Origin of the sequence: Flavobacterium sp. ABG, assembly GCF_001027725.1 — a bacterium.
In the GTDB taxonomy this organism is placed as follows: domain Bacteria; phylum Bacteroidota; class Bacteroidia; order Flavobacteriales; family Flavobacteriaceae; genus Flavobacterium; species Flavobacterium cupriresistens.
In genome coordinates, this window is the sequence record NZ_LEKS01000018.1 from 17,683 (window position 1) to 43,418 (window position 25,736).

Consider the following 25,736-nt stretch of genomic DNA (forward strand, 5'->3'; position numbering starts at 1 on the left):
ATCTTTGTTAACAACTTGTTAATGGGTATTTTTGATTTAATTTTTGATTAATATTACACTTGTAAATTGCATTTCCCTTGAAAATAAACAAACTAAATAGTATCATCCTTCTTGGATTAGTTGCCATCATCAGTATATTGGTAGCACAATTACTATGGACAAAAGAAGCTTTTAGCTTGGAACAAAAAAAACTGAGCCAAAAAACGCATATTGCTTTATTGGAAGTTGCCAAAAAACTTTATGAAGGTACCAGTCACGACTTACCTTCTCAAAATCCGGTTCAGAAAATTGCGAATGATTATTATATTGTAAATGTTGAAAATGATTTTGAACCTGATATTTTAGAGTTTTACTTAAAATCAGAATTCAAAAAAATGAATATCACAACTGATTTTGAGTTTGCCATGTACAATTGTCAAAGTGATGAAATGGTTTACGGAAATTACATATCTTTAACTCAAAAGGGAAATACGAAACAAACCGTTCATTTTCCGAAACATAAAAATCTGGTTTATTATTTTGCCGTTCGTTTCCCAAATGAGACCACTTACCTATTCAGTTCAATGCGTTTTTGGTTTGTGCTTTCAACTGTCATGATTCTTATATTATTGATTTATGTTTATTCGATTTTTACGCTTTTACAGCAAAAGAAATACTCTGAATTGCAGCGTGATTTCATCAATAATATGACACATGAATTTAAAACACCTTTATCTTCTATTTTAATTGCTTCCAAGTACCTTATCGAACAAAATCCGATTAAAGAGGACAAAAAACTGTACACTTATACAGATATAATTATCAAACAAAGTCACAAACTGAACAATCATATCGAGAAGATCTTAAACGTAGCCAAGTCGGATCATACACCTTTGGAACTAAAAACGGAATCTGTTTTGATCGTTCCCATTATAGAAGAAATCATTACGAATATTCAGTTAAAATGTCCGGAAGCCGTTATTAAAATTGAGACAGCTTCTGCCGATTATCAGTTAGAAACAGACATTTTTCATTTTTCTAACTTAATATACAATCTGTTGGACAATGCTGTAAAGTATTGTAATGAAAAACCTGAAATCCTAATCCGGATTTCGAAGGAAAACCAAACTTTAAAATTAGAATTCATTGACAATGGAATTGGAATTGCGTCTAAAAATATCTCTTCTATCTTTGATAAATTTTACCGCATACAAAATGAAAAGAGTAACGAGGTAAACGGTTTTGGTCTTGGTTTGTATTATGTGAAAGAAATTTGTACCTTACAATATTGGAAAATAAACGCCACAAATAATACAGAGAAAGGCATCACCATAACGTTGACAATTCCATATAAAAAATGAAAAACTTTAGAATTCTGTACTCCGAAGATGATGAAACATTAGCGTTTCTGACTAAAGATAATTTAGAGCAAAACAACTATGAGGTTACGCATTGCTCTAACGGAAAATCAAGTTTAGAAACTTTCAAAGAGGAAGATTTTGATATTTGCATTTTTGATATCATGATGCCAAAAATGGATGGTTTTGATCTGGCAACTGAAATCAGAAAAATTGATACTGATGTTCCTATTATTTTTCTTTCTGCGAAAACATTAAAAGAAGACCGCATAAAAGGACTGCGTCTGGGCGCTGATGATTATCTCGTTAAACCCTTTAGTATTGAAGAATTACTTCTGAAAATTGAAATTTTCCTCAAACGATCGCAAAAAAACAATGTCATCAAAAAATCTGTTTATGAAATTGGTAAATACCAGTTTGATACCGAAAATTTCATTCTTTTTAATGAAACCGAAAAAATTAGTCTGACACAACGCGAGGCAGAACTTCTGAAACTTTTTGTCGACAATAAAAACTTAGTTTTAAAAAGACAACAAATCCTTACGTCACTTTGGGGAGATGATGATTATTTTATGGGGCGTAGTTTGGATGTTTTTATTTCGCGACTGCGTAAAATTTTGGTTAACGAAAAAGGAATATCAATTGAAAACCTACACGGAATAGGTTTTCGGTTTACCATGTAATCCACCAAATTAAATTTATATAATTTTGTATTTTTAATATCAAATCTATTCGATATGAAATTACATCATTTGCGCAACGCTACTTTAGTTATTGAAACAGAAAAGCATGTCATCTTAATTGATCCAATGTTGGGCAAAAGGAAAACCATTGCTCCTTTTACGCTTTTCCGTTACAAGCCAAAAAGAAATCCGCTTAAGGCACTGCCCAAAAACAGTCGTGAAATCCTTAGTAAAGTAACCCACTGTTTAATTACACATTTGCATCCGGATCATCTTGATAAAGCCGGAGAAGTCTTTTTAAGAAGAAACTCAATTCCGGTAATTTGCAATGCCAAAGATGAAAGTGTCCTGACAAAAAGAGGCTTAACTATTGTTCAAACTTTAGACTACTGGCAACCTCAAGATTTCCTGGACGGAAAAATTACCGGTATACCAGCCCTACACGGCTACGGATTGGTTGCCAAACTAATGGGGAATGTAATGGGTTTCTATATCGAACTCGAAAACGAAAAATCGGTTTATATTAGCTCCGACACTATTTTTACAAAAGACGTAGAAAAAGTGCTGAAAGAACTAAAACCTGATATTGCAACTGTTGCCTGTGGAACTGCAAGATTAGATTTCGGACAACCCTTATTAATGAGAATGAGCGACATTTTGAAATTTACAGCTTTAGCACCGGGAAATGTTTTTGCGAATCATTTAGAAGCTTTAAATCATTGCCCTACTACAAGGGAGGAGTTAAAGTTAGCGTTGGAAAACAGTGATCTTTTATCCAAAACGGCTGTTCCTAATGATGGTGAATGCGTAGAATATTAATTACAAAACCAGCAGACCAAATTCGCGCAACGTATTGATTGGCTTTGAATACCAAAACAATTCGAAATCCTCTAATTCCGTTTCAAAATCATTTTTCACCTCTTGAAAAGTATAATTTTTACCACTTGAAACGGTTATTTTTTTTAGGATTTCGACAAGCCATTCTCCTTCATTTTTATTGGTTTGAATGGTAAAGCTTTCTTTTTTATCATGAAAAACAAACGCTACCATTTCCCAAGTTTGTCCTTTTTTAGATTTTGTAAAATGTTCTACAGCCGGCTTCCCACCTAACCAGACTACTTTTGCATTGGGTTTGGTAGTAAAATCGTTTCCTTCTTCAAGAGCATTAAAAATAAAATCGGGATCTATTTTTGTTTTCGGAATTTTAAAGTCAAACCAATCCTGCAATTCGTAATCAAAACAGATTCCGTGCATGAAATTGAAGAGTGATTTTTTTAATCCAAAACTAAACTTATCGTGATTGATTCCTGTAGAATCGGTATAGTCGATATCATTATTCGCAAAAGTTCCAATGGCTTCTGTTGCTTTGGTTACGCCAAATTTCTCCGGATACAATCCAACGGGACTGTGTGCTGTCATGGCAAACTGATGCCAAAATCCGGATTGCAGAATTCCTGCTTCAAATAACTGTCGCACCATTTCCAGACTGTCAACTGTTTCCTGAATGGTTTGTGTCGGATATCCGTACATCAGATACGCATGCACCATGATCCCGGCTTCCGTAAAATTTCGGGTTACTTTTGCTACTTGTTCTACGGTTACTCCTTTGTCAATTAATTTTAATAATCGGTCGGACGCCACTTCTAAACCACCCGAAACGGCAATACAACCCGAGGCTTTCAGCAATAAACATAAATCGGCAGAAAAACTTTTCTCAAAACGAATGTTCGTCCACCAGGTAACCGCAAGTTTTCTTCGCAAAATTTCCAGCGCTAAAGCACGCATCAGAGCTGGTGGTGCCGCTTCATCCACAAAATGAAAACCATTCTGACCGGTTTGCTGCATCAGATCTTCCATTCGATCACAAAGCAGATTTGCTGCAACGGGCTCATATACTTTTATGTAGTCCAGCGAAATATCACAAAACGTACATTTTCCCCAATAACAACCGTGTGCCATAGTCAGTTTATTCCAACGACCGTCGCTCCACATTCGGTGCATTGGATTTACAATTTCGATCACCGAAATATATTTATCCAAAGGCAAATCCGAATAGTCCGGCGTCCCTACGTAGGCTTGCTTGTAATCGTGTTTCAACGAATTATTCTTGTAAACAACTTTTCCCTCTTCCAACAAAAAAGTTCTCTTATAAGAATTGGAATTTGGATTTTCAAGATTGAATATTAACTCTTCTATTGGCACTTCGCCATCATCTAAAGTAATAAAATCGAAAAACTCAAAAACACGTGCATCAGAAAGCGAACGCAATTCGGTGTTTGGAAAACCGCCACCCATCGAAATTTTAATTTCGGGATGATTTTCTTTTACCCATTGCGCACATCGGAAAGCACTATATAAATTCCCCGGAAAGGGAACAGAAATCAAAAATAAAGTTGGTTGTACCGCTTCAATCTTAGTTTTCAAAAGTGAAATTAAGATCGAATCAATGTAGGTTGGTTGCTGTTGCAAGGCTTCATACAACTCATCAAAGGAATTCGCGCTGCGGCCTAAACGTTCGGCATATCGGCTAAAACCAAAATTCTCATCGACACATTCTACGATATAGTCCGAAATGTCTTCGAGATATAAGGTAGCTAAATGTTTGGCTTTGTCCTGCGTTCCCATGGTTCCGAAAGCCCAATCGAGTTCTTCCAATTGCGCAAAACGAGAAGCTTCCGGCAGAAAATCCTCCTGACAAATCTGTAAAGCCAACGTTGGATTTTTTCCTTGTAAAAACTGAATTACAGCATCAATCGTTTTGATGTATTCGTCTTGCAAAGCAAAAATACGTTTAGAATTATCTGAAATTTCAACACCTGAAACCTCAAACCTGAAACTTGAAAATTCAAACAAATCAACAAGACCTTTCTTCGAAAACAACTCCAGAATCACATCAATCCCCAAATCTGCCTGAACTGATGCTACATTTTTTGTGTTCAGAAACCCTTTTATATAGGCGGTTGCCGGATACGGAGTATTCAGTTGGGTAAATGGAGGCGTGATTACAAAAAGCTTAGTTTTCAAAAGGAAATATTTTCTGCAAAAATACGGGATATTTCTAATCTTTTCAGGAAAAGATTTCGACGGTTTTTCGATTGGCAGGAGCTGGGATTTTTGATTTTATTTTGTAGATAATTAATTACATTTGCCTAGCACTAATAACTCCCCATGAAGCGAATTTTATTTTTTCTGTTGTTACTAATTTTTATTCCTGTATTTTCTCAGAACAAAAACCAATCTATCGGTTTTAAAGAAAACAAGGGTCAGATTTTAGATCAGAAAGGTAAGCCGAACCAGGCTGTGAAATTTTTATTAAACACGGGAGGATTAAATGTTCAATTGAGAAAAAACGGCTTTTCTTATGATGTCTATGAAGTAAAAAAGACACCGATTGTCAGTCGGAAAACATCCAAAACGTTACCATACAGAAATCCAAAGGAAGATATCCCGGAAGAACCGGAATATGGTTTAGAGTATAAATTTCACAGAATAGACATTGACTTTGTAAATTCAAATGCTAACGTTGAGTTCATCACGGATCAGGAAGCAAAAGATTTTGATAATTATTATAATATCCCAAACAAACCTGAAGGCGTTGTTGGCGTGTATCAATACAAACAAATCACCTATAAAAACATTTACCCCAATATTGATGTCGTTTTTACCATTCCAAAGGATCCTAAAAAAACAGTGGAATACAATTTTGTTGTTCATCCAAAAGGGGACATTTCTGCTATTAAATTAAAATTTAGCGGCGCAGCAACAGAACTGGTTGATAACAAAATCCAGATGAAGGTTCGTTTTGGAAAAATGGAGGAAACACTTCCCGCAAGCTGGACTGAGGAAGGCACAACTAAAAAAGAAATAGCTGTTGGGTATAGAAAAATAAAAAAAGATGTTTACGGTTTTGAAACTTCTGATCCTGTTTCTGATAAAACGGTGATTATTGATCCTGTGCCAACAAGACTTTGGGGAACTTTTTATGGGGACCAAACCGGGGTACATTTTACTCTTAGATCATCGAGTATTAGTACCGATTCTTTTGGAAATGCCTATGTAGCAGGAAGTACAAGCGCCTTAAATTCATCATATGCTACAGCAGGAGCACATCAAACGACACAATCTTCTTCCTTTTCAAATGGATTCATAGAAAAATTTAATCCTAATGGAATACGTTTATGGGGTACTTATTACGGCGGACAAAATTACTGTGATATAAATGATATAAAAATAGATTTTCAGAATAATGTTATTGTGACAGGTACCACACAAGATCAGACAAATATAAGTACAACTGGTTCTTACAAACCTAATTTATCAGGATATCAGGACGCTTTTTTGGTAAAATTTAATGGTTCAGGTGTTAGATTATGGGGAACTTATTTTGGTGGAGAATATGATGATCTGGGTCATGCTTTAGATATTGATATTAACAATAATATTTATATGATTGGAACTACTACTAGTACAACTGGCATTGCTATAAATAGTAATTTCCAAACACATATAAATCAAGATCCAAATTTCTCTAATACTATTGACGGATATTTAACTAAATTTGAATCTGGAGGTAATGTAATGTGGAGTACTTATGTAGGAGGTGAAAATCGTGATCAGCTTAATGCCATTAAGGTAAAAAACAATTACTTAATTATTGGAGGTACGACATATAGCTTTAACAATATTTCTACTCCTGGCGTTTTTCAAGAATTACATGATCCAATTACTCATCCGGATGGAGTTATATTCAAATTTTCATTAAATGGCCAAAGAATATGGTCTACCTATTACGGAGGGGAACAGATTGATGACATATATGCGGTTGAAGCTGATGATGAAGATAATATCTATATCGGTGGGCAAACGGCGAGTGATAATAATATGACCACTCCGAATAGTTTTGACAGTGACAATACCTCTTCCTACCGAGGTCTTTTTGCAAAATTAAATACTAATGGGAAAAGAATTTGGGGTACTTATGTTGGTCAAGCCCATGTTTATTCTATTGTTTTTAGAAACAACTCCCTATATCTTGGTGCAACAAATACTGGATTTGATCTTTCTAAATTAACTACTGCTTGCTCCTATCGATCAAACAAAGATTCTGAAAACTATCTTGCCAAGTTTTCTAAAGAAGCCGATTTTATATGGGGAACATATCTGGGTGCAGATGGTCACAATAATCAAACAAAAATAGCGCTTGACATAAATAATGACATATTTATCAGTGGGACCTCAAGTAAAAATGATGGCATTGCAGATGCTAATTCTTATCAATCTAACATTCTCGGATTTTATAATTATTTTTTAATGAAATTTCAAGAAACCACTATACTAGGTATTCCTAAAATAGAAAGTAACTCTCCAATCTGCATAGGAAGCTCATTAGAACTTAAAGCCTCTGGTGGAACTAATTACTCCTGGACAGGACCAAATGGTTTTACATCAACAGATCAAAACCCAATTATAACTGGTGCAGCTACCTTAAATAGTGGCGAATACAGCTGTACAATTACAGGAACAGGTGGTTGTGACGATACTAAAAAAACCACTGTTGTTGTGGGTGATTTTGTAGCCCCAATTCCGGATTTAGCAACTCTACCAACGATTACCGGAGACTGCCATACAACAATAACTGTAACTCCAACTGCTACCGATGCCTGTGCAGGAGCAATTACAGGAACAACTATAAGTCCATTAGCCTATACATTACCCGGAACATATACCATTGTGTGGGACTACAATGACGGAAATGGAAATAATGCAACCCAAAATCAAACAGTCGTTATAAACAGTCAGCCATTACCAACTGTAACTTCCCCTCAGAACTTCTGTATTCAGGATAATGCGACTTTAAATGCCATCAGCATTTCAACTGGTCAAAACATAAAATGGTATGATGCACTCACAGCCGGAACCCTTTTACCCAATACCACATTACTCCAAGAGGGCACAACTTATTACGCCTCACAAACCATAAGCGGATGCGAGAGCGAGAGAACTGCTGTAACAGTAAAAATTTACGATACCCCTGCTCCAACCGGAGATACCAATCAACCTTTTTGCACGGGTCAAAATCCAACTTTACAGGATATTGTAGTTACCGGAGAAAGTCTAAAATGGTATGATGCGCTTACTAATGGAACCAGTCTCTCAAACACTACTACCCTGCAAAACGGAATTACTTATTATGTTTCGCAAACGTTGAATTCCTGCGAAAGTAAAAGATTAGCCGTTACGGTTTCTGTCCAAAATACACCCGGAATTCCTACCGGCGATTTAAGTCCTGAGTTTTGCAAAAGCCAAAATGCTACTTTGAGCGATATCATTCTGAATGAGACAAATTTAAAATGGTACAATACGATGATCTCCGCAGCACCATTACCGAATACTACAGTGTTGCAAAACAATACTACTTATTACGTTTCACAGGCTATAGGGTGCGAAAGTGATAGAATAGCAGTATTGGTAACGATCCATGATACCGCTCTGCCAACAGCCAATACCGCGCAAACTTTTTGTATTGATGACAACGCTACTATAAATGATATTGCAATTCTCACAGGGCAAAATCTAAAATGGTATGATGCGGAAACAGCAGGAAGTGTTTTAACCAGCACAACCACTCTTGAAAACCGCACTTATTATGTAAGTCAAACAAACACGAACTGCGAAAGTCAAAGACTAGGGATTGTTATAAAAATTCAGGATACACAAGCTCCAACTGCCCATGCAAATCAGACTTTTTGTATACAGGAAAATGCTACCATCGGCAAAATAGAAATTAACGGTCAAAACATAAAATGGTACAATGCGATAACAGCCGGAGTAACTTTATCTGAATCAACTCCGCTTAAAAACGGAGTTACCTATTATGCTTCTCAAACCATTAGTAATTGTGAAAGTGAACGAACTCCAATAACCATAAAAATCGATGAAGCCACAGCTACTCCATGTACTAAATATATAAATGAACTTCCTTACCCAAAGTTCTTTACCCCTAATAATGATACTTTTCATGATACCTGGACCATCGATTTTGATTACTTAGCGCCCAACACCGGAATCCGAATATTTGATCGCTATGGAAAATTCATCAAAGAATTAACCGTCAATACTTCCTGGGATGGAACTTATACGGGACAGGACATGCCAGCATCTGATTATTGGTTTAGTGTCACTCGCTTGAACGGTACAACATTTACAGGTCATTTTACCTTGAAACGTTAAGAATAAAAAAGGTTGTCCAAATTTATATTTAGACAACCTTTTTATCGTTTTGATCTTTTGCCAAGAATTGCACCAATTTACATGGATTATTTCTTTGCCACAGATTTTTATAATTAAAATGAATTTCTTTTTTTCTCCATCAATTCAATACTATTTGTGTTTAGTTTTTAGTGCTCCCAACTTTTGGAATTGATTCTTTAAAACTTATGTTCTTTTTTACTGATGACCAATAGCGAGAATAAAGAAATACAGGCTGCACCTGTCAAATAAAAACCTACATAGGTCAAACTGTAATGAGATGCCAGCCAAATTGCAATCATGGGTGCAAAAGCTGCACCAAAAATTCCCGCCAGATTAAAGGTTAAGGAAGCACCTGAATAACGAACATTGGTAGGAAATAATTCCGATAAAAATGTTCCTAAAGGGCCATAAGTAAATCCCATCAGAGTCATTCCGATACAGGTAAAAATCGATACCAGAGCCATACTTCCCGATTTCAAAAAGAAGGAAAAGAAAAAACCAAAAACAGCTATAGCCGCCGTAGCAATAATTAGCATTTTACGACGTCCGATTTTATCTGCAACCACAGCCGATACCGGAATAAAAAGAGCAAAAAACAAGACCGAAAACAACTGTATCAATAAAGCATCTCTTTTTTCAAAACCTAAATTAGACGTTGCCCAACTCAAAGTAAAAACCGTCATCAGATAAAAAACCAAGAAAGTCGTAACGGCTGCCAGAGTTCCAAAAATCAATTGATTTTTATATGATTTTATCAAAGTTAAAAAAGGAACTTTTACTTCTTCCTGTTCTTTTTTTGAATTTTCGAAAGAAGGTGTTTCCGTGATTTTGGTTCGAATATAAAAACCTACTACCACCAAAAGAGAACTGGCTATAAAAGGAATTCGCCAACCATAATCCATAAAATCCTCGTTGCTCATCGAATCGGTTAACAATAAAAAAGTACCTCCCGAAAGCAATAACCCAATTGGAGCTCCCAACTGTGGAAACATTCCATACCAGGCACGTTTGTTTGGCGGTGCATTTTCTATTGCCAGCAAAACAGCGCCTCCCCATTCACCTCCTAATCCGATACCCTGTCCAAATCGGCACAACATTAATAACAAAGGAGCAGCTACACCAATACTGGCATAACTTGGTAAAAAACCAATGGTTACAGTCGAAATACCCATCGTCAGCAAAGCGGCAACTAAAGTAAATTTACGTCCAATCTTGTCGCCGAAATGTCCAAAAAATGCCGAACCTAAAGGACGCGATAAAAAAGCAATCGAAAAAGTAGCTAATGATTCTAAGGTTGCCATGGTCTTATCTGATCCGGGAAAAAATAGTTCCGGGAAAACCAATACTGCTGCATTAGCATAAATATAAAAGTCAAAAAATTCGATCGTGGTACCAATTAAACTACCAAAGAGAACGTGTTTTAAAGAGTTCTTCTTCTGATTTGGGTTATTTTTCATTCAATTTTGATATAGGTTTATTTTTAAGAAAATAGAACACAAAAATGAACCTAATTCCTGAAATCAACAAACATTTATCTGTTAAAATAAAAGATCATTGTGAAAATACAAAAACAGTATTAAATTGAGCTGACGTCGGGGATCGGGTCTTAGGGTTGTGGGATTTCATGCACATCCTTCGACTTCGCTCAGGATGACATTCGAATTTGATCAGGGCGATATTTGAATTTGATCGTGTGATACGCTCCAAAATAAAAATCAAGTTGTTTAGATTCCTCGTTTTCGTGACCTTCTTCATCATTTTGCCACGAATTTCGCCAATTGGCACGAATTATTTTTTTGCCACCGATTAAAAGGATTTACACAGATTTTATAAATCATTTTAATCCTTTAATCTGTGGCTTTCTTTGCTCATAGGCCTGCAAAGTAAGCGACTCTTTGTCAAAGTCGTAAACCCACTTTCTTGAAATCTGTGGCAGAATAAAAAAACAGGCCCGGATATTTAAAATTAATCTGGCCTTTTTTTAATCCTTATCAACTCACCGAAATAAAAAAGGATGTCCTTACAACATCCTTTTTTTCTGTATTATTTTTTCTTTTTGCTTACTTGTTTCTTTTTTTTAGAAACCTTGTTTAACTTTTTAGTCAATCGTTTCTCAGTTTCTTCAATAGTACAATCGTAAGTTGCATTTAGAGTTTCAAGTTGTGTCTCTTTTAATACTTTTTGTGCTTTTTTGAATTTTTTCTGGCTTTCTAAAAGCAGCACTTTCTTTAAGAGAATCTCCACTTTGTTGATTCCTTTAATTGTAAGTGCAAAATCAATTAACTTCATTGCCTCCTCGTAATCTTCATTCAAAACCAACGTATAAATATAATACGAATACACTTCAATTGCATGAATATTAATCGAAATAGCTTGTTGAAAATACTGTTTAGCCTCCTCATATTTAAATAATTGATCGCTTAAAACCTGACCATATAAACATAAAGCCATTGTGTTTTTATCATCATAAGACAAAGCGTATTCTAATGATTCTATGGTTTCTTCCAACGAATAAGGATAGCTGTCTAACGCCTGAAAAAGATATTTATCTACTGTTTTCATCTATTATTTTATATCGGAACTCAAAGCGTACTGTTATTATTCCCGATCGGAATAATCTTCTCTTTTTAACCTTTGTCGTTCCTGTTTGTAATTTTTTGTTTCTTTTTGTTTTTTAAAATCCGAACCCTGAAAAATCCGAATCGGATTTCCTCTCTGAATTTGCAGCTGGTTCATCCATTGCGCCTGAAATTCGGCTTTAAACTGTTTTACCGTTTCTTCTTTAAATTTTTGCAATAACCTTTCCGTTGCCAGTTTTTTATTCTGATGTTGTGAACGGGAGTCCATCGAAACCACACTGATTCCGGTTGGGACATGAGTTGCTCTTACGGCCGAACTTACTTTGTTTACATGCTGTCCTCCGGCACCTGAACTTCTCATGGCTTGGTATTGAATGTCATTCTCGGAAATCTCGGTTGCCGTTGATTTCTCCATTTCAAAGATGCCGATAAACCAGTTTTTACGCTTGTGCAATTTCCTAAACTGACTTTGTCCAATCCATTGAACTGTTCCCACCCATGAATTCACAAAATCATTCAGATTGCTACTTTCCAGTAAAACTGTTGCTGTTTCTACGGTTCCATTTTCAATTCCGGTTTCTCTCTGAAGCATTGTTGTTTTTATGTTCCTCTCTTTTGCCTCTTCTATAAAAGTTTTTAAAACCTGGGCCACAACCCAGCTGCATTCAGCCGGGCCACGCCCTGATGTTATTTGAATTATTTTTTCCATAATTTTTATCTTTTTTTAGCGGTCCATTCTCACGATTTTTGGTGTGAATGTTCCGAGAACATCAACCAATTCGTTTTGGTTTGCCATTACTTTATTAATGTCTTTATAGGCCATTGGAGCTTCGTCAATGTTTCCACCAATCAGACTCACGTCATTTGCTTTCAAGACTTTATTGATCTCACTTTGTGTGAATGATTCTTTGCATTTTCTACGAGAAAAAAGCCGTCCCGCACCATGCGAAGCAGAATTTAAACTCTCCGCATTTCCTTTCCCCTGAACAATAAATCCCGGAGCCGTCATCGAACCCGGAATAATTCCCAGTTCACCAACATTGGCCGGAGTCGCTCCCTTACGGTGTACGATGGCTTCTTTCCCATTTACGATTTCTTTCCACGCAAAATTGTGGTGGTTTTCGATTGTTACAACAACACGTTTTCCTATCGCTTTTGCAATTCGACGGTGAATATCATCATGACAGGCTTTAGCATAATCACCAGCCAAATTCATAGCCAGCCAATATTCCTGACCGTCATGTGTATTCAAATCCAACCAAGCCAAATGCTGTACATTTTTTGGCAACGGACATTGCTTAGTAGCCAGATAGGTATAATGTTTGGCGATATTAGCACCCAATCCTCTTGAACCACTGTGCGATAACACTGCAAAATATTCCCCAACACCTATTTTCCATTCGTTAAGTGGATTGGTAATCTTTGCGATTCCAAACTCAACAAAATGATTTCCGCCACCTGATGTTCCCAATTGTTTGTAGGCTTTAGTCAAAAGGTTTTTCAAAAGTGGAATATCCTGAAACTCGCTTCGGCTAAACAATTCATGATCGGCTCTTATCGTATGTGTTTCATACATTCCAAATTTGGTATTGTCTTTTAAGATGGCCTGCAACTGATGTTCTTTTCCTTTGAAAAAACTGGCCGGAATATCAAAAATGGACAAACTCATTCGGCAGCCGATATCTACACCGACCCCATACGGAATGACCGCATTGTCTGTTGCAAGTACACCGCCAATTGGCAATCCGTAACCTGAATGCGCATCGGGCATTAAAGCTCCGGCTACTGAAATCGGTAATTTTAAAGCATCATACAACTGATACTTGGCCTGTTCGTCGATTTCATTCTCTCCGAATATCGAAAACGGAGCCCTTGTATTATTGAGCTGATGCATTCTTACTTGCACCGGGTTAACTAATCCTTCAGCCACTTTCCCCCAAGTTCCGTGTCCTGTAAATTTTTCAGGAAACAACAAAACTTCTTTGGCTTCGGTTAGGATACTTTCTTTTTTTTCTCTTTTTCTGTATCGGTTGATTTGCCCTAAAGCAATATTGATACTGTTATTTTTTGGAAAGCCTATTTTAATCAGGTCTTTTCCGGATAATTTATTTCCCATTATATATGTTTTTCTTCTAAATACATTTCATATATCGTATTCAGATTTGTTGTTTTTAAGTCATTATTGTGCTTTACTTTTTCCAAGCTCCAATAATAGTAGTCTCCTTTACTCCTCATTTTATAGATCTTCCATCCTAAATTCCAATTCTGTATGTAATTTTCGATGAGCTTTAATTCACTTTCAAGTCCTGCGTCAACAGCTTTTTTATGTGTAATTATGTTTACCTCAATTTTAAATACAAACCTCCATGGTTCATTAAATTTGTAATACCTCACAAAACGATTGTATAGTTCAGACCATTTTTCGATTAGTGTAAAACAGGATTTTTCTTTATCAGTTAATTCGAATTTGTTCGTATTCCAATCGCTGATGCTGATGTTAGCCACAAATTGTTCTCTTGGATAGACGGCTTTCTTCCCAAAACGCTTTTTCTTCGTGGTGAATTCCTTTTGACTAGAAAACTGAAAAGTGTTAATTTTCGCTAGTATCTTTTCATAAAATACACCTTCGGCTGAGCGCAAAACATCAACACGAACTGCAAAAAACCGAACCCAGCCTTTTTGATAAGGCTCTTTCAATTCGATTAAAGGCAAATTTCTAATGGCCAAATAAAGGGCACTTTTTCGTTTTGATAATTGAACAAGTTGTTTTTCAAAATCCTCTTTAACCAATCTTTTTTTTCGCCTTTTAGTTTTTAAACGAGTGCATTGAATGCAATCGTCCAAAAGATAATTGTCCATTAAAAAAAATAGATTATAGATTTCCTGTCCGGTATAAAAAATACAAGACAATAGCATTTTATCTGAAACAGATAAATTAAATTCTGGTAATCGGGAATTTTTTGAAGAGTCTAGAATAAAAAAAAGCCCGAAAGTTATTTTCCTTCGGGCTTGCTCTTATATCTTAAATTGATTTGCTAGGATTGAGAAAAGCCACGAAGACACATGCCAACAGAATCTAATCCTGATGCGATGTTTTGAGAGGTAAAGTTTAATACAAACATTGTCTTCGTTATTAATAGTTAATGATTTATTTTCTGAGGCAAATTTTGTGAAATATTTTCTTAATAAACAAATTATTTTAACAAAATTTTTAGAAAATAATTAAAAAGTACTGATTTACAGCGCTTTAAAAATATTAAAAAAATCAACTTTACTCAAAATTACATGCACAAGAGAACCAATTTTAACAAATTTTACGGCTTTGAAAATGTTTCTATACAAATTTGGTATGGCTATTTTTAACAAAATCAGATTCAAAAAAGAATGCAATTTTTCATTACCAACCAATATCTACCTCCGGAAAACAACAATCTTTATAAAAAATAAATAAACACTTTGTCTAATTTTTCTCTGCTGTTTATGCTAAAAACTATACTTCTTCACGCTATTAACATTTTGTTTACTAAAACGGTTAATTTCAGATCGCAATAAAAAAACAAAACACACTGATTAACAGTGCATTAATTCAAAAATAAAAAATCAAATCCTAAGCAATAGTTAAAACCGTTTTTAACTGTATATTTTCATTAAATTTACAGCTATCAAAAATAAACCTAAAACTATGCCAACCGACTGTATCAGCTACCAAAACTCAGGATATTTCTCTACATTGATACATGATTATTTAGAACAAAAACCGGATCTGAAGCCGCTTTACAATAATTTCCCAACGCTGGAAAACTTTGAAAAACAAATCGTTGAAAAACAACAGAATTTCAACAATCAAAATAGGATTGCTTTGGTTGCTGTTTTAGAAGAACAATATTCGGCTATTCCGACTTCTGATCTGACCAAACAAAACATTGCTCTTTTAGCAGATCAAAATACGTTTACCGTTACAACCGGGCATCAATTAAATCTTTTTAGCGGGCCTTTGTACTTTTTGTATAAAATTATTTCGACCATAAATCTCACCAAAGAATTACAATCGAAGTACCCAACCTATAACTTCGTCCCAATCTACTGGATGGCGACCGAAGATCATGATTTTGAAGAGATCAATTATTTTAATTTTAAAGGAAAAAAATTCAGATGGAATAAGGAAAGTACGGGTCCGGTAGGAAGACTTTCAACAGAAGGTCTCGCTGAATTTTTCGAAATCTATGCTTTAGAATTAGGGTCCAGTACAAACGCCAATACGCTAAAAAAACTCTTTGAAGACGCTTATTTAAAGTACAATACGCTTGCTGATGCTACACGTTTTTTAGCCAATGCGCTGTTTGCTGCTCAAGGTCTGGTGATTATAGATGCTGATAGTGCCGATTTGAAACGTGCCTTCGTTCCTTATATTCAAGAAGAATTAACAAAGCAAACTTCTTTTAAAGCGGTTCAGGAAACTATAGAAAAACTCAAAGCGTATACTGTACAGGTAAATCCGCGTGAAATCAATTTATTCTATATTGAAGATCATTTGCGCGAACGCATTGTTTTTGAAAACGATAAATACATCGTTAACAATACTAAAATCTCCTTTACGAAAGAAGAAATTCTAAAATTAACAGAAAGTAATCCGGAGAAATTCAGCCCCAACGTGATTATGCGCCCCTTGTATCAGGAAATTATTTTACCCAACTTATGCTACATTGGCGGAGGCGGAGAAATTGCGTATTGGTTAGAATTAAAATCTTTCTTTGAGGCAGTAAACGTAACATTTCCAATAATTTTAGTTCGAAATTCTGTATTATTAACTACCGAAAAACAATCCAAAAAAGCCGATCAACTGGGTTTAAGCTGGAAAGATTTATTTACCAGACCAGCCGATTTAGTTAACGCTGTCACCTATAAAATTTCTGAATTTCCAATAGACTTAACGCCTCAAAAGGAAATTTTGGAGAAGCAATTTCAATATTTATTTGAACTAGCTCAAAAAACAGATAAGTCCTTTACAGGAGCCGTAAAAGCTCAGGAAGTAAAACAGAAAAAGGGCTTGGAAAATTTAGAAAAACGACTGCTTAAAGCCCAAAAAAGAAAATTAAGCGACCAATTAGAGCGAATCGAAGATTTACAATATCAATTATTCCCCAACAAAAGTTTGCAGGAACGTCAGTCCAATTTTTCTGAGTTTTATTTAGAAAAAGGAGCCGAATTGATTCCTTTATTAACTCAAAAATTAAGACCTTTAGAAACTGATTTTTCAATCATAATGATCTAATTTCATACTATACGGCACTAATTTCGGGATAAAATAACCACCTGATTCCGAAATTAGTGTTTCTAAACCAAATAGCGACTTTTAAAATTTATTAACTAATCCAATTTACCCAAAACCAATGGTAAAAGAACGCTTAATTTCGCTAGATGTCTTTCGTGGACTGACTATTTTATTAATGACAATTGTCAACAACCCCGGAGATTGGGGTAATGTTTTCCCTCCCCTTTTGCATGCTGAATGGAATGGCTGTACCCTAACTGACTTAGTTTTTCCCTTTTTTATTTTTATAATGGGAGTTGCGGTTCCGCTTGCGATGCCGGACAAAAGATACGACGACACTACTTTTAATAAAATTCTAGTACGTTCGCTACGAATGTTATGTTTAGGGATTTTCTTCAATTATTTTGGAAAAATACAACTCTTTGACCTTACCGGCATCCCTCTTCTTATTGGCAGATTGATCATTACAATTGGCGTTGGATATGCTTTAATGGGTAATTTTAGTTCTAAACTAAAAAACATCTTTGCCTTTTCTATCCTGCTTATTTATCTTTTTTTAGCCTATAGCGGAATCGAGGCTTATCACGACGCACGTCTTCCGGGAGTACTGCAACGAATTGCGGTGGTGTATTTTGTTATTTCTCTATTATATTTAAAAACAACCCAAAAAACCCAAATTATAACAGGAGTTCTTCTCTTATTTGGCTATTGGGCAGTTATGACCTTAATTCCCGTTCCCGGAATTGGAGAAGCCAATCTGGAAAAAGGAACCAATTTAGCTTCTTGGCTGGACGGTATTCTTCTTAAAGGTCATATGTATCGTGGTACTGTAACCTGGGATCCGGAAGGATTGTTAAGTACAATTCCATCAATCGTAAATGGTATTATTGGTTTATTAATTGGTCAATTACTACAACTGAAGGTTGCAAAAAAAGATATTGCACAAAAAATGGCATTAGCAGGGATAGCACTAATTATAGCAGGTCAAATCTGGAATCTTGTTTTCCCGATAAACAAATCGATCTGGACAAGCAGTTATGTTTTGTACACAACAGGGCTGGCCACCACTACTTTGGCCATTTTATATTATGTAATAGATATTGCTTCCTATCAAAAAGGATTTAAATTGTTTTTAATCTGGGGTGTAAATCCGATGATTGTGTTTTTCACTTCACAGATTATTCCGCAGGCTTTGGTGATGGTGGAGTTTGAAAACCCGCATAAAACCGGAGAAAAGATCAATCTTCTGAAATATTTATATGAATACGGAATCGCGCCTTTTTTCAATAATCCGATGCTGGCTTCTTTTGCTGGAGCTTTGGTTTATGTGGGAATCTGGACTTTTATTTTATGGCTATTCTACAAAAATAAACTCATTTTTAAGGTTTAGTGTGTTTATTAAACCATATAAGTTATGTAAGTTCATTTAAACCGGGGCTTAAAAAAGGATTCAAATCTATTTACTGACATGACTTGTATGCTTTAGGGAAATGCTGTGACTTTATAGGCTTTTCATGAAATCAGCGTTTTACAGAAATTAAATAAGTTTTAATTATGAATTAATTAAAATCAATTCATAAAAAAGTCTATTTTTGCACAAAATTTAAAAATCGCAAGAAAAATGGCAACTAATAGAACTTTTACAATGATTAAGCCGGATGCTGTTGCAAACGGACACATCGGGAACATTTTAGCAATGATTACTGACGGAGGTTTCAAAATCGTTTCATTAAAATTAACTCAATTAACTGTAGCTGATGCTCAAGCATTTTATGCTGTTCACGCTGCAAGACCTTTCTACGGAGAATTAGTTGAATTCATGTCTCGTGGACCAATTGTTGCTGCTATTTTAGAAAAAGACAATGCAGTAGAAGATTTCAGAACTTTAATTGGAGCTACAAATCCAGCTGAAGCTGCTGAAGGAACTATTCGTAAAGCATATGCTACTTCTATTGGAGAAAATGCAGTTCACGGTTCAGACAGCGATGAAAATGCTGCAATCGAAGGTGCATTCCACTTTGCTGGAAGAGAGCAATTCTAAATAAAGATTTTAGATTTCTGAAGTTAGACTTCAGATTTAAATCACAAAAAAGAAATCCCGTTTCAAATTTGAAACGGGATTTTTTTATAATCAAATTCAGGTGAAGAACTAAAAATCTCGCAGAGTCGCAAAATTCCTTAAACCTAACAGGTTTTTAAAACCTGTTAGGTTTGTTTTTTTGAGGTATTTAATTAGAAATTCCCACCACAGCAATCAAAAAATTACATAAAAAAACCACTCTTTTTTTAAGAGTGGTTTCTTGCTTTTATATAACTTATAGAATATTAAAGATTATCAGCTGTCTTTTTAACGATTTTAGCTACTTTTTCATCTAAATCTTTTAGCAGTTCTTCTAATGCACTTTCACACATCGGTAGTACTTTCTCAGGCGTTAAAACAGGAATTCCACCTACAATAACTCCCGTTTTCTTAGAGTTTTCTCCTTCGGTGAATGCAAATACTTTTTTACCGTTTTTATCGTACAAAGCAAGTCTTACATTCGCTCTCATTTTAACTGTTCCGGTTCCACCAACAGCGAATCCTTTTTGTAGAGAAAAATGGATTTCTGTAAACAAAACACCATCGGCAACTTCTTTAAAGATGGTAGCTGTTCCAACTTCATTGGCTTCACCTGCCATACCTTCGTAAATATATTTGTATCCAGGGTAATTGATGATCGTTTTTCCTGCATCACCTTCTCTGGCAAATTTTGGTGTAAAATCAATATACTCTTGTTTTTGAGTCACTTCATTCTCAGGAATCAAATCAAACGGAAATTTCTTAGAATACACCTCAAAAAAAGCAGTGTGATATTTCTCTAAAATAGGAGCAAGATTAAAATTCGGGTCATTTCCTAAGTCCGCTATTGCGGCTAAACCATTTAGTCCCAGACTAGAAAGATCAATTGTTTTGTCAGTATAAAAACCGACAACTGCTACTTTTTTCTTTTGTGAATAACCGTTTAAAGTGCATAACACTGTTAAAATAAGTAATGCTTTTTTCATTTTTTGGAATTTGTTTTTTAGGTTTTGATTAATTAAATAAGCACTTTTTTTTATTTATTAAAAAAATACTTACCGGTCAAATGTATCATAAAAAAAACACTTCCAAAACAGAAGTGTTACTTTTATTTTTAAGACTGAAGTCTACTAATCTAATTCCTTTTAAAGATCAAAAAAGCCTAACGTAAAATAACGTCTTTAACCACGTCTCTACCCAATTCCTCATTAATCATCCTGATGATTTTAGACTTTCCGTGACTCAGTTCATCTCTTAAAACAGATGATCCAAGCTCGACATATAAAGTACCATTTTTTAAAACGACGTTTCTGGTATAGGTATTAACACCATTCCCCATCAGCTGTCTCCAGGCCTCCTTTACATCAATCTGATCCATTCCGGGTTGCAATTTATTTACCTGAATGATCTGCTTTAAAACAGCCCCAATCGTACTTTCGTTATTTAGTCTCTTTGCCATCGTTTATGATATTTATTGGTCCTGCTTTTTTATAATGATACTCTTTATTCTCAGCATTTTTCACCACCAATTCATCATCTGATAACGTTAGTAATTCCTCGCTCCACTTTGCATAATCTGTTTTATAATCCAAATAAACTTTATCATCGGTAAAACGAACCGAAACATCTTCAAATGTATCTGTAGACAAAAAAGTACCATCGAGTTGTGGTGCTACTTTTGTTCGTACTCCTTTGTTGTTCTTTTCAATTTTAAAGAAATCAAAAGTTTCATTCATTTTAAAATCCTTTATTTCACCTTTATCAAAAACCACTTTAGTAATTTCCCAATAACCATTTAACTTCGCAATATCTGCCGGTTTAATATCCTGTTTGCATCCTGCAAACAATAGAGACAAAACCAAAATCATAAAAGTGTTTTTCATATTCTAAATTAATTAAAAAATTCAATTGTCGTCATTCTTACTGCCTTGGGACTATAATTAACAGAAGAGCCTGTTTTTAATCCGACACCAGTCCTACATTCAAAAGAAAATCCGTGAACTACAAAGTTAACTTTATAAAGATTCAAAAGAAATAAAAATACACAAAACCCATTAAACTATTTTGCTAATTTTTAGTCAAACTTTAAACCAAAACCTAAAAACATGACCAAAGCCATTTTTAAACTCCTGATATTCTTAAGCTTTATCAGTTGTAGTAAAGAGTCCTCCGATACAGCATCTACACCTGTACAAAATATGTATTTTCCTCCATTAACAGGAACTATCTGGGAAACACAATCGGTCTCAGACCTCAAATGGAATCAAAATGCAGTACAGCCTCTTTTAGATTATTTAGAATTAAAGAACTCCAAATCTTTTATTCTTTTAGTAAATGGGCGAATTGTTTTAGAGCACTACTTTAATGACCACACTGCCACCACCAACTGGTATTGGGCAAGTGCAGGAAAGACATTAACAGCAACCATCGCGGGAATCGCACAACAAGAGGGTCTGATCAATATTAACAATAAAGTCTCTCAATACATCGGCACGGGCTGGACAAGCGAATCAGCCGCACAGGAAGACGCCATTACCTGCAAACATTTACTAACCATGACATCCGGACTTGACGACAGCTCTGACAATGTAGATCCTGCCAGTTTAATTTACAAAGCCGACGTAGGAAAACGATGGGCGTATCATAATGTATATGTAAAATTACAGGACGTTGTGGCGCAGGCAAGTGGTCAAAGCTGGCAAAATTATTTCAACAGTAAATTAAGAGATAAAATCGGTATGAATGGCAACTGGGTTCAACTTGGCCCTAACAGCGTATATACGAGTACCACAAGAAGCATGGCACGCTTTGGGCTTTTAATGCTCAACAAAGGCAAATGGAACAACGATGTGATTCTAAATGAAAATTACTTCACAGAGGCCACAAACACTTCACAAGCGATCAATTTAGGATACGGTTACTTATGGTGGTTAAACGGTAAAGCAAATTACCATTTACCACAATCACAGCTTACCTTTCCGGGAAGTATAATTCCAACAGCTCCAAATGATATGTTTATGGCCTTAGGTAAAAACGACCAAAAAATATATGTCGTACCAAGTAAAAATATGGTCGTAATCAGAATGGGGGACGCAGCCGACAATGTAAACTTAGCCTTATCTGATTTTGACAAAACTTTGTGGGAGAAAATTAATGCTTTGTATCTCTAACTATCTTTTAGTACGGATTCTTTTTAGCATTCCCATAAAGAAGAATCCTAAACCAAGAACCAATAAGACGTAATAAAACGATAAACTTTTATCTTTTAAAACATTCGCTAATACAAAACTTACAACGCTTGCGAAATAAAAAGTAACAGGCGTTATATTTTTTAAAGAAGAAAAACTCATTCTGCTATTATTTAAAAAAACTATCTACAAATTCATATTTATTAAAGACCTGAAGATCTTCAATACCTTCACCAACACCAATGTATTTTACAGGAATCTGAAATTGATCTGAAATACCAATCACAACACCACCTTTAGCAGTTCCGTCTAATTTGGTTACGGCAAGTGAAGTCACTTCTGTAGCGGCAGTAAACTGTTTTGCCTGCTCAAAAGCATTTTGACCAGTTGAACCATCTAAAACCAAAAGCACATCATGAGGAGCGTCTTCTACTACTTTCTGCATGACACGTTTTACTTTGGTAAGCTCGTTCATTAAATTGACTTTATTATGAAGACGTCCCGCTGTATCAATAATAACAACATCGGCATTTTGAGCTACGGCAGACTGCAAAGTATCAAAAGCCACAGAAGCAGGATCGCTTCCCATGTTTTGTCTCACGATTGGCACATCTACTCGATCTGCCCATACCTGCAATTGATCAATAGCAGCGGCTCTAAATGTATCTGCAGCTCCTAAAACAACTTTGTAACCGGCTTTTTTAAACTGATAAGCCAATTTACCAATAGTCGTTGTTTTACCAACTCCATTAACACCAACCACCATCAAAACGTAAGGTTTTTTATCCTTTGGAATTTCAAACTCAGTAGCTTCACCTCTATTGGTTTCAGACAACAAACCACCTATTTCTTCGCGAAGAATTTGATTCAACTCTTCGGTTCCTAAATATTTGTCATCAGCAACTCGTTTTTCAATTCTTGAAATTATTTTCAACGTTGTATTTACACCAACATCAGAAGCTACCAGAATTTCCTCCAGATCATCTAAAACAGCATCATCAACTTTAGATTTTCCGGCAACGGCTTTGCTTAACTTTGAAAAAAAAGTACTTTTTGATTTTTCAAGACCTTTGTCTAAAGTCTCTTTCTTTTCACTAGAGAATAATTTTTTAAAAAAACTCATTTGTTATTTGTTGTTAGTTTTTCAGATTAGCTGATTTTTTGAGGATCTAAATAATCTTAAGATACACAGAAGAGATTTTAGTATTCACCGGTTTAACCACTACCTCATCCATTACTAAAGAAGAGATCGGAAACCTTTTTAAAAGTGCAATACTACTCACTTCTATAAAATTTTAGACAAATATAAAAAATAAAAAAGCTACTTCCGAATGAAAGTAGCTTTTCTATATACTGTGTATGTTATTATTTCTTTTTCAAGAAATTATCAACTTCTTCAGGAGCCATAATAGATTCTACGAATGTATATGCACCAGTTTTAGGAGATTTTATCATTTTAATTGCTTTTGATAATCTCTTAGAAGCTGTCTGTAACGATGCTACGGTTTTCTTTGCCATGACTTAATTATTTAATTTCTTTATGAACAGTTACACGTTTCAAGATTGGATTAAATTTCTTAATCTCAAGTCTATCCGGAGTATTTTTCTTGTTCTTAGTTGTTATATATCTAGAAGTACCTGAAACACCAGAAGTCTTGTGTTCCGTGCATTCTAAAATTACCTGGATTCTATTACCTTTCTTTGCCATCTTGCTATATATTTATTTAGGAAAAGATTATTTGATAAATCCTTCTGACTGTGCTTTTTTCAAAACAGCAGTGATTCCATTTTTATTAATTGTTTTTATCGTAGATGCTGCTACTCTAAGAGTAATCCATCTATCTTCTTCTGGAAGATAAAAACGCTTTTTAACTAAGTTTACAGAAAACTTTCTCTTAGTTTTGTTCATAGCGTGAGAAACGTTATTTCCTACCATCGCTCTTTTACCTGTAAGGTCACAAACTCTTGACATTATACTTTACTTTTATCGTTATTCAAAATCAGGGTGCAAAGAAAAGAAAAATAAACCATTGTAGCAAAAAATTATTGCACAATTTTTAAAATTTCTTTCTGTAATATTTCTAAACTCTTAATACTCGCCCTATCTATCACTTTTTCACGGGGTTGCCCAAAGTTAAACTCTTCGACAATTATATCGTCCGGAGTAGCCAAAGCGATAAAAACGGTGCCAATTTCAGCATCCGAGTCTCCTTTTGACGGTCCGGCGTTACCAGTTGTCGCAATTGCATAATCTGTTTTAAGCAGCTCTTTTACACCCAAAGCCATAGCAGATGCCACCTCTTTACTTACTACCGAAAATTCCTCTACTAATTCCCGCGAGACACCAAGAACATTAACCTTCACATCAGTATGATACGAAACAACACTCCCCATAAAATACTTTGAAGCTCCGGGAACAGCCGACAAAATCGACGCTATTTTCCCTCCGGTAAAACTTTCTGCTGTAGCAATGGTTTTATTTTCTTTTTTAAGCAATTTACCTACCACAGACTCTATTGTTTCATTTTCTTCATAGCCAACTATAATATCATGAATTATAGTGTCTAAAGCCTTTATATTATCTTCTAGTGCCGCTTCAAGAACCTCTTTATCCGTACCTCGTGCCGAAAGACGCAAACGCACTCTCCCGGGATTTGGCAGATAGGCCAGTTTAATAAAATCAGGTAAATTATTTTCCCAATCTTCAATACGTTCCGCGACTAAACTCTCTCCCTGACCGTAAGTCAAAATTGTTTTATGAATAATATAGGGACGTTTATATTCGCGAACAATCTTGGGAACTATTTCATTCTCGACTAAATATTTCATCTCGTAAGGAACTCCCGGAAGCGAAATAAATACCGTGTTTTCTTTCTTCATCCACATGCCCGGTGCTGTACCCACTTTATTAGGCAAAACGGTACACGTTGAAGGTACCAAAGCCTGATCTTTATTCAATTGCGAAATAGGACGCTTGTAAAAACCTTCAATCAATTCCGTTACATGAGCCAATACTTCAGGATTCACAACTAGTTCATCATCAAAATATTCGCAAAATGTTTTTTTGGTAACATCATCTTTTGTTGGTCCCAAACCACCTGTTACAATTACAACATCGACTTTGTTTTGCAGTTGGGCAAAGGTGTCCAAAATATGCTTTTTGTCATCACTTATCGAAATCATTTCTGTGACTTCTACCCCAATTCTATCTAATGATTTAGCAATAAAACCCGAATTGGTATCAATGATTTGACCAATTAATATTTCATCCCCAATGGTTATAATCGTAGCCTTCATATAAATGCTGTTTTTATTTATTGTGATTCAGTTAGTATTAAAAGAAAAAATTAACGTAAGAAGCAGAAAA

Annotated in this window: 22 protein-coding genes; 8 read left to right on the plus strand and 14 right to left on the minus strand. The window is 35.2% G+C overall.

All coding sequences use genetic code 11. The annotated features are described in order from the left end of the window. Nucleotides 1-77 precede the first annotated feature (77 nt). The 3 genes from AB674_RS16845 to AB674_RS16855 are packed head-to-tail and all read left to right on the plus strand — an operon-like array spanning nucleotide 78 to nucleotide 2,839. Nucleotides 78-1,340, plus strand: a complete 1,263-nt coding sequence (locus tag AB674_RS16845; RefSeq protein ID WP_047778440.1) for a sensor histidine kinase — start codon at nucleotides 78-80, stop codon at nucleotides 1,338-1,340. Next, nucleotides 1,337-2,020: a response regulator transcription factor gene (locus AB674_RS16850; protein ID WP_047778441.1), complete on the plus strand. Its 684-nt coding sequence runs from the start codon at nucleotides 1,337-1,339 to the stop codon at nucleotides 2,018-2,020. The genes AB674_RS16845 and AB674_RS16850 overlap by 4 nt, the downstream gene beginning before the upstream one ends. A 54-nt stretch (nucleotides 2,021-2,074) precedes the next feature. Next, nucleotides 2,075-2,839 (plus strand): MBL fold metallo-hydrolase, encoded by a 765-nt coding sequence (locus AB674_RS16855; protein WP_047778442.1) that lies wholly within the window; start codon nucleotides 2,075-2,077, stop codon nucleotides 2,837-2,839. On the opposite strand, the gene AB674_RS16860 is transcribed toward AB674_RS16855, so the two are convergent. Next, entirely contained in the window at nucleotides 2,840-5,044 is a 2,205-nt protein-coding gene (locus tag AB674_RS16860) for a B12-binding domain-containing radical SAM protein (protein ID WP_047778443.1), read from the minus strand. Nucleotides 5,045-5,188: 144 nt separating this feature from the next. Between AB674_RS16860 and AB674_RS16865 the strand changes: the two genes are divergently transcribed. Continuing rightward, nucleotides 5,189-9,250, plus strand: a complete 4,062-nt coding sequence (locus tag AB674_RS16865; protein WP_047778444.1) for a T9SS type B sorting domain-containing protein — start codon at nucleotides 5,189-5,191, stop codon at nucleotides 9,248-9,250. Nucleotides 9,251-9,447: 197 nt separating this feature from the next. Here the strand turns inward: AB674_RS16865 and AB674_RS16870 are convergent, their stop codons facing one another. From AB674_RS16870 to AB674_RS16890, 5 genes are all read right to left on the minus strand, one after another. After that, nucleotides 9,448-10,728 carry an MFS transporter gene (locus tag AB674_RS16870; protein ID WP_047778445.1) on the minus strand — a complete coding sequence of 427 codons (1,281 nt, stop codon included), beginning with the start codon at nucleotides 10,726-10,728 and terminating at the stop codon, nucleotides 9,448-9,450. A 586-nt stretch (nucleotides 10,729-11,314) separates the two neighbouring features. Next, entirely contained in the window at nucleotides 11,315-11,833 is a 519-nt protein-coding gene (locus AB674_RS16875) for a hypothetical protein (protein WP_047778446.1), read from the minus strand. Between the two features lie 36 nt (nucleotides 11,834-11,869). Continuing rightward, nucleotides 11,870-12,559, minus strand: a complete 690-nt coding sequence (gene prfH / locus AB674_RS16880) for a peptide chain release factor H (protein ID WP_047778447.1) — start codon at nucleotides 12,557-12,559, stop codon at nucleotides 11,870-11,872. A gap of 15 nt (nucleotides 12,560-12,574) precedes the next feature. After that, nucleotides 12,575-13,966, minus strand: a complete 1,392-nt coding sequence (locus AB674_RS16885) for an RtcB family protein (protein ID WP_047778448.1) — start codon at nucleotides 13,964-13,966, stop codon at nucleotides 12,575-12,577. Beyond that, a complete protein-coding gene (locus AB674_RS16890) occupies nucleotides 13,966-14,640 on the minus strand; it encodes a hypothetical protein (RefSeq protein WP_131701555.1) in 675 nt (224 codons plus the stop codon). The genes AB674_RS16885 and AB674_RS16890 overlap by 1 nt, the downstream gene beginning before the upstream one ends. A gap of 892 nt (nucleotides 14,641-15,532) precedes the next feature. Between AB674_RS16890 and bshC the strand changes: the two genes are divergently transcribed. The 3 genes from bshC (at nucleotide 15,533) to AB674_RS16905 (ending at nucleotide 19,163) form a co-directional block, all read left to right on the plus strand. After that, nucleotides 15,533-17,122: a bacillithiol biosynthesis cysteine-adding enzyme BshC gene (bshC, locus tag AB674_RS16895; RefSeq protein ID WP_047778450.1), complete on the plus strand. Its 1,590-nt coding sequence runs from the start codon at nucleotides 15,533-15,535 to the stop codon at nucleotides 17,120-17,122. 118 nt (nucleotides 17,123-17,240) lie between these two features. Continuing rightward, entirely contained in the window at nucleotides 17,241-18,512 is a 1,272-nt protein-coding gene (locus AB674_RS16900; RefSeq protein WP_047778451.1) for an acyltransferase family protein, read from the plus strand. A gap of 231 nt (nucleotides 18,513-18,743) precedes the next feature. Continuing rightward, nucleotides 18,744-19,163 carry a nucleoside-diphosphate kinase gene (locus AB674_RS16905; protein ID WP_047778452.1) on the plus strand — a complete coding sequence of 140 codons (420 nt, stop codon included), beginning with the start codon at nucleotides 18,744-18,746 and terminating at the stop codon, nucleotides 19,161-19,163. A gap of 284 nt (nucleotides 19,164-19,447) precedes the next feature. Here AB674_RS16905 and AB674_RS16910 read toward each other — a convergent pair whose 3' ends face one another. From AB674_RS16910 to AB674_RS16920, 3 genes are all read right to left on the minus strand, one after another. Beyond that, nucleotides 19,448-20,167 (minus strand): hypothetical protein, encoded by a 720-nt coding sequence (locus AB674_RS16910; protein WP_047778453.1) that lies wholly within the window; start codon nucleotides 20,165-20,167, stop codon nucleotides 19,448-19,450. Between the two features lie 176 nt (nucleotides 20,168-20,343). Next, nucleotides 20,344-20,640, minus strand: a complete 297-nt coding sequence (locus AB674_RS16915; RefSeq protein ID WP_047778454.1) for a DUF721 domain-containing protein — start codon at nucleotides 20,638-20,640, stop codon at nucleotides 20,344-20,346. Beyond that, nucleotides 20,621-21,064 (minus strand): lipocalin family protein, encoded by a 444-nt coding sequence (locus tag AB674_RS16920; RefSeq protein WP_047778455.1) that lies wholly within the window; start codon nucleotides 21,062-21,064, stop codon nucleotides 20,621-20,623. The genes AB674_RS16915 and AB674_RS16920 overlap by 20 nt, the downstream gene beginning before the upstream one ends. A gap of 222 nt (nucleotides 21,065-21,286) precedes the next feature. On the opposite strand from AB674_RS16920, the gene AB674_RS16925 reads away from it, so the two are divergent. Then, nucleotides 21,287-22,351, plus strand: a complete 1,065-nt coding sequence (locus AB674_RS16925; protein WP_047778456.1) for a serine hydrolase domain-containing protein — start codon at nucleotides 21,287-21,289, stop codon at nucleotides 22,349-22,351. Nucleotides 22,352-22,538: 187 nt separating this feature from the next. On the opposite strand, the gene ftsY is transcribed toward AB674_RS16925, so the two are convergent. The 5 genes from ftsY to AB674_RS16950 all read right to left on the minus strand — a co-directional run bounded on the left by ftsY (nucleotide 22,539) and on the right by AB674_RS16950 (nucleotide 25,666). After that, nucleotides 22,539-23,492 carry a signal recognition particle-docking protein FtsY gene (ftsY, locus tag AB674_RS16935; protein WP_047778458.1) on the minus strand — a complete coding sequence of 318 codons (954 nt, stop codon included), beginning with the start codon at nucleotides 23,490-23,492 and terminating at the stop codon, nucleotides 22,539-22,541. Nucleotides 23,493-23,734: 242 nt separating this feature from the next. Then, on the minus strand, nucleotides 23,735-23,887 hold the full coding sequence (locus AB674_RS22390; protein WP_082210668.1) for a DUF4295 domain-containing protein: 153 nt from the start codon (nucleotides 23,885-23,887) through the stop codon (nucleotides 23,735-23,737). 7 nt (nucleotides 23,888-23,894) lie between these two features. Further along, complete coding sequence (gene rpmG, locus AB674_RS16940; RefSeq protein ID WP_047778459.1) at nucleotides 23,895-24,077, minus strand: 50S ribosomal protein L33; 183 nt, start codon at nucleotides 24,075-24,077, stop codon at nucleotides 23,895-23,897. A gap of 27 nt (nucleotides 24,078-24,104) precedes the next feature. Further along, complete coding sequence (rpmB, locus tag AB674_RS16945) at nucleotides 24,105-24,341, minus strand: 50S ribosomal protein L28 (protein WP_008468080.1); 237 nt, start codon at nucleotides 24,339-24,341, stop codon at nucleotides 24,105-24,107. A gap of 71 nt (nucleotides 24,342-24,412) precedes the next feature. Continuing rightward, the gene (locus tag AB674_RS16950; RefSeq protein ID WP_047778460.1) at nucleotides 24,413-25,666 is read right to left on the minus strand and encodes a CinA family nicotinamide mononucleotide deamidase-related protein; all 1,254 of its coding nucleotides are present in this window, start codon (nucleotides 25,664-25,666) and stop codon (nucleotides 24,413-24,415) included. Nucleotides 25,667-25,736 lie beyond the last annotated feature (70 nt).

What these genes read in the sequence shown, in the direction of transcription:
- AB674_RS16850 (WP_047778441.1), top strand. Translation starts at nt 1,337, where the DNA reads ATGAAAAACTTTAGAATTCTGTACTCCGAAGATGATGAAACATTAGCG.
- AB674_RS16855 (WP_047778442.1), top strand. Translation starts at nt 2,075, where the DNA reads ATGAAATTACATCATTTGCGCAACGCTACTTTAGTTATTGAAACAGAA.
- AB674_RS16865 (WP_047778444.1), top strand. Translation starts at nt 5,189, where the DNA reads ATGAAGCGAATTTTATTTTTTCTGTTGTTACTAATTTTTATTCCTGTA.
- AB674_RS16870 (WP_047778445.1), bottom strand. Translation starts at nt 10,728, where the DNA reads ATGAAAAATAACCCAAATCAGAAGAAGAACTCTTTAAAACACGTTCTC.
- AB674_RS16875 (WP_047778446.1), bottom strand. Translation starts at nt 11,833, where the DNA reads ATGAAAACAGTAGATAAATATCTTTTTCAGGCGTTAGACAGCTATCCT.
- prfH (WP_047778447.1), bottom strand. Translation starts at nt 12,559, where the DNA reads ATGGAAAAAATAATTCAAATAACATCAGGGCGTGGCCCGGCTGAATGC.
- AB674_RS16885 (WP_047778448.1), bottom strand. Translation starts at nt 13,966, where the DNA reads ATGGGAAATAAATTATCCGGAAAAGACCTGATTAAAATAGGCTTTCCA.
- bshC (WP_047778450.1), top strand. Translation starts at nt 15,533, where the DNA reads ATGCCAACCGACTGTATCAGCTACCAAAACTCAGGATATTTCTCTACA.
- AB674_RS16900 (WP_047778451.1), top strand. Translation starts at nt 17,241, where the DNA reads ATGGTAAAAGAACGCTTAATTTCGCTAGATGTCTTTCGTGGACTGACT.
- AB674_RS16905 (WP_047778452.1), top strand. Translation starts at nt 18,744, where the DNA reads ATGGCAACTAATAGAACTTTTACAATGATTAAGCCGGATGCTGTTGCA.
- AB674_RS16910 (WP_047778453.1), bottom strand. Translation starts at nt 20,167, where the DNA reads ATGAAAAAAGCATTACTTATTTTAACAGTGTTATGCACTTTAAACGGT.
- AB674_RS16915 (WP_047778454.1), bottom strand. Translation starts at nt 20,640, where the DNA reads ATGGCAAAGAGACTAAATAACGAAAGTACGATTGGGGCTGTTTTAAAG.
- AB674_RS16920 (WP_047778455.1), bottom strand. Translation starts at nt 21,064, where the DNA reads ATGAAAAACACTTTTATGATTTTGGTTTTGTCTCTATTGTTTGCAGGA.
- AB674_RS16925 (WP_047778456.1), top strand. Translation starts at nt 21,287, where the DNA reads ATGACCAAAGCCATTTTTAAACTCCTGATATTCTTAAGCTTTATCAGT.
- ftsY (WP_047778458.1), bottom strand. Translation starts at nt 23,492, where the DNA reads ATGAGTTTTTTTAAAAAATTATTCTCTAGTGAAAAGAAAGAGACTTTA.
- AB674_RS22390 (WP_082210668.1), bottom strand. Translation starts at nt 23,887, where the DNA reads ATGGCAAAGAAAACCGTAGCATCGTTACAGACAGCTTCTAAGAGATTA.
- rpmG (WP_047778459.1), bottom strand. Translation starts at nt 24,077, where the DNA reads ATGGCAAAGAAAGGTAATAGAATCCAGGTAATTTTAGAATGCACGGAA.
- rpmB (WP_008468080.1), bottom strand. Translation starts at nt 24,341, where the DNA reads ATGTCAAGAGTTTGTGACCTTACAGGTAAAAGAGCGATGGTAGGAAAT.
- AB674_RS16950 (WP_047778460.1), bottom strand. Translation starts at nt 25,666, where the DNA reads ATGAAGGCTACGATTATAACCATTGGGGATGAAATATTAATTGGTCAA.